The 12,559-nt window shown below is 60.7% G+C and carries 11 protein-coding genes; all 11 read left to right on the top strand.

Annotated features, from left to right (window positions below):
- Positions 1–12 precede the first annotated feature (12 nt).
- The 11 genes from asnB to ACVMB0_RS33060 all read left to right on the top strand — a co-directional run bounded on the left by asnB (position 13) and on the right by ACVMB0_RS33060 (position 12,546).
- Entirely contained in the window at positions 13–1,905 is a 1,893-nt protein-coding gene (gene asnB, locus ACVMB0_RS33110; protein WP_461348883.1) for an asparagine synthase (glutamine-hydrolyzing), read from the top strand.
- 275 nt (positions 1,906–2,180) lie between these two features.
- A complete protein-coding gene (locus tag ACVMB0_RS33105) occupies positions 2,181–4,091 on the top strand; it encodes a glycosyltransferase (protein WP_461348882.1) in 1,911 nt (636 codons plus the stop codon).
- A 6-nt stretch (positions 4,092–4,097) separates the two neighbouring features.
- Positions 4,098–5,027, top strand: coding sequence for an NAD-dependent epimerase/dehydratase family protein (locus ACVMB0_RS33100; protein WP_461348881.1), 930 nt, complete (start codon positions 4,098–4,100; stop codon positions 5,025–5,027).
- Positions 5,028–5,033: 6 nt separating this feature from the next.
- The gene (locus ACVMB0_RS33095; RefSeq protein WP_456753691.1) at positions 5,034–5,897 is read left to right on the top strand and encodes a methyltransferase domain-containing protein; all 864 of its coding nucleotides are present in this window, start codon (positions 5,034–5,036) and stop codon (positions 5,895–5,897) included.
- A 45-nt stretch (positions 5,898–5,942) separates the two neighbouring features.
- A complete protein-coding gene (locus tag ACVMB0_RS33090; protein WP_461348880.1) occupies positions 5,943–6,695 on the top strand; it encodes a polysaccharide deacetylase WbmS family protein in 753 nt (250 codons plus the stop codon).
- Positions 6,692–7,636 (top strand): methionyl-tRNA formyltransferase, encoded by a 945-nt coding sequence (locus ACVMB0_RS33085; RefSeq protein ID WP_461348879.1) that lies wholly within the window; start codon positions 6,692–6,694, stop codon positions 7,634–7,636. Before ACVMB0_RS33090 ends, ACVMB0_RS33085 begins: the two co-directional genes overlap by 4 nt.
- 21 nt (positions 7,637–7,657) lie before the next feature.
- Entirely contained in the window at positions 7,658–8,413 is a 756-nt protein-coding gene (locus ACVMB0_RS33080; RefSeq protein WP_461348878.1) for a hypothetical protein, read from the top strand.
- A gap of 57 nt (positions 8,414–8,470) precedes the next feature.
- Entirely contained in the window at positions 8,471–9,142 is a 672-nt protein-coding gene (locus ACVMB0_RS33075) for a formyltransferase family protein (protein ID WP_461348877.1), read from the top strand.
- 229 nt (positions 9,143–9,371) lie between these two features.
- Positions 9,372–10,532: an ABC transporter ATP-binding protein gene (locus tag ACVMB0_RS33070; protein ID WP_456753697.1), complete on the top strand. Its 1,161-nt coding sequence runs from the start codon at positions 9,372–9,374 to the stop codon at positions 10,530–10,532.
- Positions 10,532–11,758, top strand: a complete 1,227-nt coding sequence (locus ACVMB0_RS33065; RefSeq protein ID WP_461348876.1) for an ABC transporter ATP-binding protein — start codon at positions 10,532–10,534, stop codon at positions 11,756–11,758. The genes ACVMB0_RS33070 and ACVMB0_RS33065 overlap by 1 nt, the downstream gene beginning before the upstream one ends.
- Complete coding sequence (locus ACVMB0_RS33060; protein WP_461348875.1) at positions 11,755–12,546, top strand: ABC transporter permease; 792 nt, start codon at positions 11,755–11,757, stop codon at positions 12,544–12,546. The genes ACVMB0_RS33065 and ACVMB0_RS33060 overlap by 4 nt, the downstream gene beginning before the upstream one ends.
- Positions 12,547–12,559: the final 13 nt, after the last annotated feature.

Genomic DNA, 12,559 nt, shown 5'->3' with positions numbered 1-12,559 from the left:
GCGGATTTAGACATGTGCGGCGTCGCGGGCATTCTTAACCTCGATGGGCGGCCGGTGTCGCCGGATGTGCTGCGTGCAATGACGCAGGCGATCGCGCATCGTGGCCCTGACGGCGAAGGCCATTGGATCGACGGTTCGATCGGTCTCGGGCATCGCCGGCTGGCGATCATCGATCTGAGCCCGACCGGCGCGCAGCCGATGCATACCGCCGACGGCCGGTATGTGATTTCGTACAATGGCGAGATCTACAATTATCGGGAGCTCCGCGCCGAGCTCGAAGCGCAGGGACATGTCTTCAGGTCGACCAGCGATACCGAAGTCCTGCTGCAGGCGATCGCGACTTGGGGGCTTGGTGCCCTGCAGCGCTTCAACGGCATGTTCGCCTTCGCGCTGTGGGACCGCAAGGAACGCAGGCTTACGCTTGCCCGGGATCGCTACGGGATCAAGCCGCTGTACTATTGGTTCGGCGGCAACCAGTTGCTGTTTGCATCGGAATCGAAGGCGTTTCGTGCCGCTCCAAACTTCGACGCGCAGCTCGATTCCGAGGGCTTGCTGGAATACTTCACATTCCAGAATTTCTTCACGGACCGGACCCTGCTCAAGGGTGTCCGCATTCTTCCGGCAGGCTGCTATCTAAGCATATCGTCTGAGGATGCGCCCGGAACGCAGCCACGACTGACGCGATACTGGGATTACAATTTTCAGGAGCCGGAAACCGCCCGGTCGGAGGCGGACTATCAGGATGAGCTCGACCATCTGATTCAGCAGGCGGTGAAGCGGCAACTGGTGTCCGACGTGGACATCGGCGCGTATCTGTCGGGCGGAATGGACTCAGGCACGGTCACAGCGATCGCGGCGCAGTCACTGAGCTACATGCGCACGTTCACCTGCGGCTTCGACCTGAGCTCCGTGTCCGGTATCGAGCTTTACTACGACGAGCGCGCGGCGTCGGAGCGAATGTCGTATCTGTTTCGTACCGAACACTACGAAATGGTGCTCAAGTCCGGTGACATGGAGCGCGTGCTGCCGAAGCTGGCATGGCATCTGGAAGAGCCGCGCGTTGGACAGAGCTATCCGAACTACTACGTCGCTCAGCTCGCCAGCAAGTTCAACAAGGTCGTCCTTGCAGGAACCGGCGGCGATGAGATCTTCGGCGGCTATCCCTGGCGTTATTACCGGGCGGTCGTCAACCAGAGCTTCGAGGAGTACATCGACAAGTACTACGAGTACTGGCAACGGCTGATGCCCAATGATGTGCTGAAGCGTGTCTTCGCTCCGGTCTGGAGCGACGTGCAGGGCGTATCGACCCGCGATATCTTCAGGGACATGTTCAATCAGCACGCCGAGCGTCTGACCCGTCCGGAGGATTACGTCAATCATTCGCTCTATCTGGAAGCCAACACGTTTCTCCATGGCTTGTTGACCATGGAAGACAAGCTGTCGATGGCGCATTCGCTCGAGACGCGCGTGCCGTTCCTCGATAACGATCTCGTCGACTTTGCCATGAAGCTTCCGGTCCGGATGAAGCTCGGCAAGCTCGATGAAGTCGTGGCCTTGGACGAAAACGAGCTGGGCAGGAAAACGGCCAGGTACTTTCAGAAGGCCCGTGATGGCAAGATGCTGTTGCGAAACGTGATGCAGCAGCACATCCCCCAGGAAGTCGTGGAACGCGAGAAGCAAGGCTTCTCTGGTCCTGACGCAAGCTGGTTCAAGGGTCAGAGCATCGACTTCGTCCGCAGCGTCCTGTTCGATGATCAGGCGAAGATCTATAGCTATCTCGATCCCAAGCCGATTAGGGAGCTGGTCGATGATCACCTCAACGGCCGGGAGAACCGCAGACTGCTGATTTGGTCGCTGATCAACGTTGAATACGCGTTGCGTGCACATGTTGAGAACCGCGGGTGATATCCCAGCAGAGCCGCGAGCAATTTCCCGCGCGATCTCAACAAAGACAAATTGTCGGATCGATGTGTGTAGAGCTGAGTCGTCGCCAACGCCCGGATGCTGTACCGCCGATGCCGAGTTGATCTTCCGATCTCGGAGCCGACCGACTTGCCTCACCTAAAGTGCCGGCCGAGGACATCAGCTCCTTGATCCGGAGTAGCCGGCTGGCCATCTGTAATCCAGATGTTTGCAGGGTCGCTCGGCCCCACGAAAGGTCGCCAGTTTTGAAGTCGTTGATGACTACCATTCCGTTCAACGTGGTACGCCGCGCGAAGAAGTGGAAGGATACCCTACGGACCGCACGTTCGGAGTCGAAGGCAGAGGTTGACGCGATGCGCGTCCTTCGCGCCAAAGATGCCGTGATCACGGGTATGAAGCCGTTTGGTGGGACTTACGCTTCCGTCCTGTTCCGAATGGTGGGCACCAGGTCTCGCCGCTTGCGGCTATTGCCGATCCGCGCGTCGACTTCGGTTACGTTGCTCCAGGTTAGAGCGGACCTTCCGGCAGATCTGGTTGCACTTGTACCGAACAAATCCGAATTACGGGAGTGGGCCCGGGATACGGCCCTCGAGTGGAAGCTGGCCGAGTGCATATCCGGCGATCCCCAGTCTCGCGACGATCGTTGGTCGGAGAAGAGCTGTCTCGCTGTGCGCGCGTTGATCGCTTCGTCGACGCGCGACAACGAATTGGTGTGGAGGACCTTGATCACCTCTGATCAAGCAACCGGTGGCGCAGGGAGTTTAACGGCCTGGCCCCTCGGATTTCGGCCGGAGCAGGCCAATCCTGACGTTCGCCGCCGTCGGCTGATGATCGCGCTTGGTCTTGCTTTCCCTAAAAGCCTGATGGCGCTGCACCATATCGAAGCCGCGGGGCAGCCGCCCACCCTCAATCCGCCTTATGGCGAGGAGCCGATTCGAGACGTTCCCCGGCCTGAGAGGGATCCTGCCGTTCCCCGCCGCCGTTCGGTTCTCTTCGTCAATCCGAGCTATTACAACTTTCACTTTCTGGCCGGCTCGTTGCGCAAGCGCGGCTGGGATGCCGTGTCGATGGCGATCATTGATCCGAACTCCGACTACGCCCAGCATTTCCACGGCCACGATTGGAACCTGTTCGAAGCGGACGCCAACAAACAGCAGCAGGTCTTGCGTGAGCGATTCCGGGAAGCGGCCGAGCGATTTGACACGTTTCATTTCGCCGGCGTAGGGACGCTGTCGTTCTTTCCCTACAACTATGACGACATCTCGAAAAATCACGACAGCATCCCTTGGGATGTGCTGGAACTGAAGCGACGCGGCGCGAAGATCGCCTACAGCATCACGGGATGCCATGACTTGATCACGCAAACGGGCTTCGAGGCCTGGAGCCCCGGAATGTGCCCGAAATGCGCCTGGCGCGAGCGGCCCGAGATCTGTTCCGATCATCGCATGTCTGCCTGGGGCTGGAAGGTCCGGCAACTGGCCGATCTGATCTGCATCGAGACCGACCCCCCGCTCGATTTTCGGGATGCGGCCGCTGTTTTTCGCGAGCCGCTCACCTTTGCTGTCGATCCCGAGTTCTGGGACCCGGAACTTGGGCGGACAATTCCCGTGCCCGAATTGTGGCGCGAGCCCAAGGCCGACGGTGAAATCCTGATCTATCACTCGGTCGGCAATTATGAGATGCGCACCCGCCAGGGCGTCAACGTCAAGGGGACCGGCGCGGTCGTTGCTGCGATCGATCGGCTGAAGGCGGAGGGGCATCCGGTCCGGTTGCTATTCCGCAAGGACGTGCCGAGCGCCGACAATCGTTGGATGCTCGCACAAGCCGACATCATCGTCGATCAGCTCAACTATGGCCGCTATGGCGCCACTGCGCGCGAAGGCATGATGCTCGGGCGTCCCGTCGTTGGTCGGGTCAACAAGGTCGAGGCACGCGGTCTGCCCGCCGTCCAGGCCATTGCCGAGTGTCCGATCGTCGACGCGTCGGAGGAAACCATCTACGAGGTGCTGCGGGGCCTGGTGGCCGATCCGGGCGAACGCGCCCGCATCGGCGCCACGAGCCGCGCGCACGCGGAGCGCTGGTGGTCCAGGGACGTATTGGCCGAACGCTATGAACGGGTTTACGACCACCTGCATCGGCATGGCCGGCCTCCCGCGACGCTAGAGTAAGAGCGAATGGCTTCGCAGAATATCGGGCATTCCGGATTGGATCTGGCGGATCGCCACGTCCTGCTGACGGGCGCAACCGGGTTCGTTGGCTCCCGCCTGCTGAGCCTGCTGCAGGGCAGGGGAGCGTCCGTAACGGCGTTGATCAGGCCGGGAACGCAGCTGGCGCGTTCCAGCAATGTGCGCATTGTGGAAGCCGATCTGTCGGGTAATTTTTCATCTGACCTGCAACAGGTCGGTCGGATCGATGCAATCATTCACCTTGCGCAAGCAGGCGGCTGGAAGGAGTTTCCCCGGCAGACAGGCGCGATAGCCGCGGTTTCGATCGCCGCTGCCGCACGCTTGGCGGAATACGGGGTCGGTCATGGCGCTCGCCAATTCGTCCTGGCCTCTTCCGGCGGAATCTATGGACCATCCGCGCATGCATTGAACGAGGATGCGCCCATTCGACCGACTAATGAGCTGGGTTTCTATCTTCAGGCGAAGGTGTCCGCTGAAACGCTGCTGCGCTGTTTTGAGCCGCATTTTGTCGTCTCACGCCTCAGATATTTCTTTGTCTACGGTCCAGGACAAAGTGGGGAATTTCTCATTGCCCGGATCAGGGGGGCCATTGCGCGCGGAGAGCCGATCCGCCTTGCCAAGTCCTGCGGCCCACGCCTCAACCCGATCTTTCTCGACGATGCAGCACAGGCGACTATCGCGGCGTTGGAGGTCAAGCAGTCTCATGCCATCAATATCGCCGGCCCCGAGGTCGCATCGCTTCAGGAAATTGCAGAGATGATTGCGAGCGCGTCGAATCATCGTTTCACGATCGAAACCGTCGACAAGCAGCCTGAAGATTATGTCGGCGCGATCGACCGAATGGTGCAATTGCTCGGGCCGCCGGCGACCGGACTCAGAGACGGGCTATCGCGCGCGGGCCAGTTCTGGAAAGCTTGAACACTCATGGATTGGCTGAGAGCGCCTTGGCGCGATGTCGTCATCGACGAAAATGAAGATCTTTTCGATCCCACGTTTGACTACCCCGAAGGGCATGCCAGCGCCGTCGAATTCGGTCGAATCAATGAAATGCTCATTTCGCCCGACTCCGGCCTGCCACTTCATTTCAATGGATTGGCTCTAACGACGGGGGCAGGCGAATCGTTTCCGATCGAGGACAAGTTGCCGGTCCTGTTGCCGCAGGCTGCGCGACATTTCTGCGATCTGCCGATCGAGACCTTGTCGATCGGATCGATAAAGAACGCCTTTGACCAGTATCTATACTTGTGCGCGATCAAAAACGCGGTCGGCGAGCCAAATACGCCGCTGCAGGACCATTGGTATAGGCGCCATCTGTTCCGCTCCCGAAGCCTCGTCGCAACAGCCCAGGGCCTTGTACTCGACGTCGGTTGCGACAACCCGGACTTGAGCCGCCGCTTGTTTCCGGCCTCTTGCGAATATCTTGGGATCGAACCGTCGCTCGGCAGGCGCGACCACTTTCGGGTCGTCGGGATGGCCGAATTCCTTCCGTTCGCCAGCGATACTTTCGATTGTGTCGCGTTCCTGACCAGCCTCGATCACGTTCTCGACCACCACACGGCCATAACCGAAGCGGCGCGCGTGCTGAGGCCGGGGGGAAAGCTTTATCTGGCAACCCTGATCTGGACGGAACGCGCCGAGCTCTATCGAGACTCGATCCATTTTCATCACTTCCGCGACTATGAGATTCAAGGTGCCTTGAGAGGATTTTCAGTTGCTCGCATTAAGAGATATGGCTGGAAGGGTGATCCGCATCGCTTCGGCATCTATCTCGAAGCGACCAAACAGTAGACCTGCGACGACATGCAAGGCTGTTCGATGCTTTCAGAGTCTCTGATGGTTCTGACATTCGATATCGACTGGGCGCCGGACTGGATGATCGACGACATTGCCGAGCGCGTGATCGAGGCGAACGTCCGCGCAACCTGGTTTGCAACCCATCAGAGCGCGGCGGTTTCCCGGCTGCTGGGCAATCCTTTGTTTGAAGTCGGAGTGCATCCAAATTTTCTCGCCGGCAGCACGCAGGGGGCAACTCCGGATGAAGTGCTCCAGACCATGCGGAGATGGTTCGACGCGGCAACTGTCGTGCGGACGCATTCGCTCCATCAGTCGGAGCGGCTGCTTCAGTTGATGGCTGATACCTACGGCTTCAAAGTGGATTGTTCGATCTATTTGCCTCTGACGCGCGACGTCAGGCCGCACAAGCTTCGCTACAGCCCCGGCGGAGCCGAACTCGTCCGCATCCCGCATGTCTTCCAGGACAACATGTTCATGATCGCCGGACACAAGTGGTCGGCAGAGCCGGGATGGCTGCGCTCGCCGGGTCTCAAGGTCCTGAATTTTCACCCGGTGCATGCGTGGCTGAACTCGAACGGTGTGGCGGTCTATGAGGCGCTCAAGTCGAGCAGGCCGCTTCCGCAGTGGCGGCGAAGCGATCTGAGTCCTGCCAACAGAACACAACCCGGAACTGGCTGGTTCCTCGACCAGTGCCTGGCCCGTCTGCGCTGCGCCCAGTCGTTCACAATCTCGGAAGTTGCCGCCCCGTGGGATCAATCGTCCGGCGACACCGAGATCGGAGGTGCGTCGTGACCCGCAAGCTCAGGATCGGCGTGATCGGTCGAACCGAGATGCTGTTCGAGGCGGCGCGACGAATCCACGATGCTGGGCATGACATTCCGATCGTAGCCACGTGCCGGGCATCGGGCCATGAATTGAAGAAGGAAGCCGACTACGAGAGATGGGCTGCGGACATCGGCGCCCGCTTCCTGCTTGGTTCGCGACTTGACCAGCCAGACACAATCGCGGCGCTGCAGGATGCGCGCTGCGATGCCGCGATTTCGATGAATTGGGTCGGTCTGATACCGCCGGTTGTCCGAGCCCAGTTCACCCATGGAATTTTCAATTCTCATCCGGGTGATCTGCCTCGCTTCAAGGGCAATGCGTGTCCGAATTGGGCGATATTGCTCGGTGAGGAACGTATCGGTTTGACGATCCATCAAATGTCGGACGGACTGGATGCCGGACCGGTCGCTGCAAAGTCCTTTCTTCCGATCGATGCCGAGACCACGATCGCCGATGTCTACGACTGGCTGCGACTTGAAGTGCCGGTTCAGTTCTCGAACCTGATCGAGACCGTGGCACAAGGTAATCTCAGCCTCGCACCGCAGCCGACCAGCCCGGAACTTGGTCTGCGATGTTATCCGAGACGCGCGTCGGATGGGCGGATCGATTGGGCGCAGTCTGCCCAGACCATCTCGCGGCTTGTTCGCGCTTCCGGACGGCCATTTGAGGGCGCCTTCACCATGCTCGAAGGCGATACGAAAGTTCTGGTCTGGGGCGCGCGCGTAGAGGCGCATCGCGAGCCATTTGTTGCGGTGCCCGGACAGGTCGTCCATGCCGCGGCCGGCGATCCCGTCATTGCGACCGGCGACGGGCTATTGAGGCTGACGGATCTGGAGCTGGACGGCACCGTCACAACGAAGAGCGCGAAGCAGTTCGTTTTGAGCTCTCTTCGTAACCGGCTGATCTGAACCAGATAGGATTGACTATCGATGTTGTCCGATCGTCAGCATGAACTGGAATTCGTGGACTTCACCGAGGCAAGCTATCGGGATTTGCTTCGGCTCGCCAAGGCATCCTATCGGTTCGTTGATTTTTCGACGGCCGGTGCCAGCCGCACGATCCTTTGGCGCCACGACTGTGACGCCTCGATGCATCGCGCCTTGAAACTTGCGGAGATCGAAGCTGAGGAGGGCGTCAAGGCGACATATTTCCTGTTTCCGAGGTGTCTCTACTATAATCTGATGTCGGCAGACGTGGCTCAGTGTGTACGCAGGATAAGGTCGCTGGGGCACGACATCGCGCTGCATTTCGATCCGACATATTACGGACAGACGCTGCGAGGGCGGGCCTTGCTGCAGGCAATAACCCGTGAGCGCGATTTGATCGCCGGTGAATTCGGTTCGCAGCCCCTGGCGATCAGTTTCCATCTGTTCGGCATTCTCGATCCGTCCGAACTCGAGGACGATATCATCGCCGGCATGGTCAACGCGTATGGCCGCTCGCTGAGGGCAAGCTATGGCTATGTATCGGATAGCAATGGCGTCTGGCGCCACCGGCGCCTCAAGACCGTGCTCGAGCAGGCGACGGATGAGCGGCTGCAGGTGCTTACGCATCCGGAGTGGTGGACCCCCGAAGTCATGCCGCCGCGGGAGAGGTTGCAAAGAGCCATTGACGGCTACGCGAGCGCGATGGGTCGCTGGTACGACGAGATCACAGCCACGCATGATCGTCCGAACATCCGGTGATCGGCGGGGCTGGACGAACATTCATCGTGTCGCTTGCTGGTTGAGTAAGGATTTTCTGTGCTGCACCGGGTTGTTCTGCTAACTGTCTTCGAGGGAGATGATCTTGCTCGCCTGAATGCGATACTGGCCGAGGTCGGCTGCGAAGTCGTCGTGGCTCGCGCCTTGGCCGATCTGGAAAAGGTGGAGTTCGATCAACGCACCACGATGCTGGCGTTCGGCACCGGCGTGATTGTTCCGGCGGCGCTGCTCAAATCCATGTCGCGGCCGGCGTATAATCTCCACGCGGCGTCGCCGGCGTTTCCTGGACGGGATCCGCACCATTTTGCTGTTTACGCCGGGGCGACCCGCTACGGGGCGACGCTGCATGTGATGACAGCGAGCGTCGATGCGGGTCCAATCGTTGCGACGGAGCTGTTCGACGTGCCGGAAGCCATCAAGCCTGGTGAGCTGCTCCGGTTGGCAAACGCCGCGGGAGTTCGGTTGATCGAGGCGAACGCACGCTTGATCTGTGCCGAGCAACCGATGCCACCTTTGGCCGACATGGTCTGGGGGCAGCCCAAACATACCCGCGCCGATTTCCTGGCCGCGTGTCGCATTCCAGCCGATATCTCGGAGGCCGAGTTCGCACGCCGGTTCCGGGCGTTCGACGGCGAGATGTACGACAATCTAACCGTGGAAATTCAAGGCTGGACTTTTCGCATCGACAAGAAGAAAGGCCGCAACTGTTGAGCCGGTGAGAACCATCCCGGACCTGCGCAATAGCCGTTGGATTCGGTTGCGCCTTGAGCTAGACGACGAGCCGGCCGTTTGGCGTCCCCAATGGACGTGTATCGGACAGCGAATCGGCAGGCGGTCTCCGCCTACAGAAATGAATGCGTACTTCGATCTCGAAAATGTTTGAACACCCGTTCACTGACTTTACAGCTGATTGTCGGCACCGGCGGCGCACGAAGGCATGATGTCGCGGGCCGTTGCGATTACCTGTCAGGGTGTCTCGAAGAGCTTTGCACTTGTCGACGGCGGCAGCGCCTGGCGACTGGCATTTGGACTGCGTGGTGATGTCCCTCATTTCACGGCGCTGGAGGACGTCAGCTTCGATGTGCCCAAAGGCCAGTTCCTCGGGGTGCTCGGCCGCAACGGGGCCGGCAAGTCGACACTGCTTCGGGTCATCGGCGGCGTTTACGCGCCGGATTCCGGCCGGGTCGCAGTGCACGGGGCCATGTCGGGCCTCTATGAGCTCGGCCTCGTTGGCAATCCGGAGCTCACGGGGCGACAATACGCCGATCGGCTGTTGACTGTGCATGGGTTTTCGCCCGGCGAGCGCGCGGCAATGATCTTGGATATTCACGACTTCTCCGAACTTGGAGATCGGTTCGAGGATCCGGTGCTGACATATTCGGCCGGGATGAGCGCGCGGCTCTATTTCTCGACCGCGACCGCCGGGCAATACGAAGTCTATCTGCTCGACGAGGTGCTTGCGGTCGGCGATCAGCATTTTCAGTCGAAGTGCTGGCGGCGATTGCGCGAACGGGTCTCAGGCGGGGCATCGGGTGTCCTCGTGACGCACGATTGGTCGGCGATTGTGCGCCTGTGCGAAACGGCGCACGTGCTGGACCGCGGCAAGGTGGTTTTTTCCGGGCCGGCAGAGCGTGCCGTGCGGCGCTATCTCTACGGCGAGCAGGCTAAATCGACCTACCGGGACGGCATCGCGCGCTTCGCGAGCGCGCCGGTCTATCCGCGCACGATCATGACGGGAACGGATTTCAGCCTTGAGGCCAAGGTCGAGATCCTCGCCCGGGCGGAGGTAGGTGTGGTGGTGGCGGTCGAGCGCCTCCAGCCGGCCTACGGCTGGGAGACCGGGCTGATGTCGCGCCGGACCACGCCTGTCGGCGAAGAGCCGGGGCGCTACGCGTTCAGCGTCGATATTCCGGCGCTACCGCTGCCGCCAGGCAGCTATCAGATCAGTATGCACCTTGTGATGCCGGACCCACACAATTCGACGGTCAAGATTGTCCTCGACGGCTTCAGCTGGCTCGACGGCAACGGGCTCGAGCTCGGCGTCGAGGGGGTGGACGGGCGCGGTTTCAGTCTGCCGGCCGAGTGGAAAGTGGTCGGTTGATGCGCGCGGCAATTCGGGTGAAGGACGTCAGCAAGGTGTTTGCGCTTGCCGACCATGGCGGCGGCCCCGTGTCGCTGATCGAAGCGCTGCGCACCGGCAGGCGCGAAATCACGACGCGTCATGTGCAGGCGCTCGACCAGATCAGCTTTGAGGTGGCTGAGGGCGAACGCGTCGGCATCATCGGCCGCAACGGTGCCGGCAAGACGACGCTGCTTTCAATCATTGCGGGGCTGACAGAGCCGACCTCGGGCTCCGTCGAGGTCGACGGCGACCTGCACGCGATGCTTACCGTGGGCGCAGTGTTGCGCGAGGACATGAGCGGCCGCGACAACATTTTCCTCGACGCTGCCGTGCATGGCCGCAGCCGTCAGCAGATCGATCAAGTCGCCGATGAAATCATCGCGTTCGCCGAACTCGGTGAATTCATCGATCGCCCGGTGCGAACCTATTCTTCGGGAATGAAGGCCCGTCTCGCGTTCTCGATGGGCGCGTTCATCAACCCCGACATTCTCGTCATCGACGAGACGCTCTCGGTCGGCGATGCCTTCTTCGCGGCCAAGGCGACGCGGCGCATGCAGGAAGTCGCGGCCAGTGGCCGTATTGTCATCGTCGTGAGTCACGGCTTGGGTTCGATCGTGGAAATGTGCTCACGATGCCTCTGGCTCGACGGCGGCAGGCTCGTCATGGACGGCTCGCCCCAGGTCGTCACCAAGGCCTATGAGGCCGCCGTGCGCGAGGCGGATGAAGCGGAGCTGATGCGCAAGTTTGAAGGGCGTTTGGTGAGTAGGGCCGCACCGCTTCATCCGCTTCAGCTCGATGCCGTCGAAATCATTCAACGCGGAGACGCATGCAAGGCGACCGCGCTTGCGATGGTGCCGTTGGCGATCGTGGTGCTGGGCCGGATCGATCCGGCCCGGCCAACGCATGATCTCGAGCTTGTTCTGACACGGGTCGACGGACGACTGGTCTGGCGGCGGCGTCTTGGGGAGGTGGGCAAGGCGCTGCCGGCGTCGGGACCCTTCACGGTCACCATCAATATGGATCCCTTCGTGCTGGGAGCCGATCTGTATCGCTTCGATGTTGCGCTTCTCGGTCAGGGATGCGACGGGGAAGTCACGTCGCGCGTGCTGGAGGTCATCGACGAGGAAGGGCAAGTCGGTGGGCGTCCGCTGATCTTCTATCCTCCGCGGATCGCCGCGCGACGCCTTGAGGATGTCAAGACATGATGCTGGCGGGTTTTGATCGGCGAGACCTCGGCATGCTGAACAATTTGTTCCGCATGACGCTGGGCGACCGTTATCTGGGGTCGGCGCTGGGCCTGGTGTGGGCGGTGCTGTCGCCGCTGATGCTGATGTGCATTTTCACGTTCGTGTTCACGGTGGTTTTTCCAGGACGGTTGCCAGGGCGTACCGGCGCCTTGCCGTACGTGATCTGGCTGCTCAGCGGTTACGGGCCATGGCTCGCGATCAGTGAGGGCTTGTCGGCGGCAACGACGTCCGTGGTCGGAAATGCCGGTGTCGTGAAGAACATTGCCTTCAAGTCGGAGTTGCTGCCGATGGTGGGCGCCCTGATGGGGATCGTGCCGCTCATCGTCGCGTTCGCCATCATATTCACCTTGCAGGTCGTTTCAGGCGAGATGCCGGGTCCGGGTTATCTGGCGCTGCCGCTGATCGTGGCCCTGCACATCCTGTTCGTGTCGGGGCTGGGATTATTCCTGGGCGCGCTGAACGTCTTTGTGCGGGATACCGCCCTGGCGCTGCCGAATGTGCTCACCGTCCTGCTGTTCGCCTCTCCGATCTTCTACCCACTGTCGTCCTATCCGGATTTCATTCGGCCGGTTCTGCAATTCAACCCGTTCTATGTCATCGCGGAGTGCTACCGCATGGCTGTCGTGGACGGGGCGATGCCGAGCCTTTGGATGATCTGTTATCTCGCAGTGGTTGGCGCGGCGGTCTTCTGGGCCGGGCTGTGGTGGTTCCGCCGGCTCAAATCGTTCTTCGATACGCGGCTGTAGCGAGTGTCATGCG

Source organism: Bradyrhizobium sp. USDA 4451, from assembly GCF_054822585.1.
The sequence above is the reverse complement of the archived record's forward strand: the minus strand, read 5'-3'. Positions and strand labels throughout refer to the sequence as shown.

What these genes read in the sequence shown, in the direction of transcription:
- ACVMB0_RS33095 (WP_456753691.1), top strand. Translation starts at nt 5,034, where the DNA reads ATGGATTGGCTGAGAGCGCCTTGGCGCGATGTCGTCATCGACGAAAAT.
- ACVMB0_RS33105 (WP_461348882.1), top strand. Translation starts at nt 2,181, where the DNA reads ATGACTACCATTCCGTTCAACGTGGTACGCCGCGCGAAGAAGTGGAAG.
- ACVMB0_RS33070 (WP_456753697.1), top strand. Translation starts at nt 9,372, where the DNA reads ATGTCGCGGGCCGTTGCGATTACCTGTCAGGGTGTCTCGAAGAGCTTT.
- ACVMB0_RS33065 (WP_461348876.1), top strand. Translation starts at nt 10,532, where the DNA reads ATGCGCGCGGCAATTCGGGTGAAGGACGTCAGCAAGGTGTTTGCGCTT.
- ACVMB0_RS33100 (WP_461348881.1), top strand. Translation starts at nt 4,098, where the DNA reads ATGGCTTCGCAGAATATCGGGCATTCCGGATTGGATCTGGCGGATCGC.
- ACVMB0_RS33080 (WP_461348878.1), top strand. Translation starts at nt 7,658, where the DNA reads ATGTTGTCCGATCGTCAGCATGAACTGGAATTCGTGGACTTCACCGAG.
- ACVMB0_RS33060 (WP_461348875.1), top strand. Translation starts at nt 11,755, where the DNA reads ATGATGCTGGCGGGTTTTGATCGGCGAGACCTCGGCATGCTGAACAAT.
- asnB (WP_461348883.1), top strand. Translation starts at nt 13, where the DNA reads ATGTGCGGCGTCGCGGGCATTCTTAACCTCGATGGGCGGCCGGTGTCG.
- ACVMB0_RS33090 (WP_461348880.1), top strand. Translation starts at nt 5,943, where the DNA reads ATGGTTCTGACATTCGATATCGACTGGGCGCCGGACTGGATGATCGAC.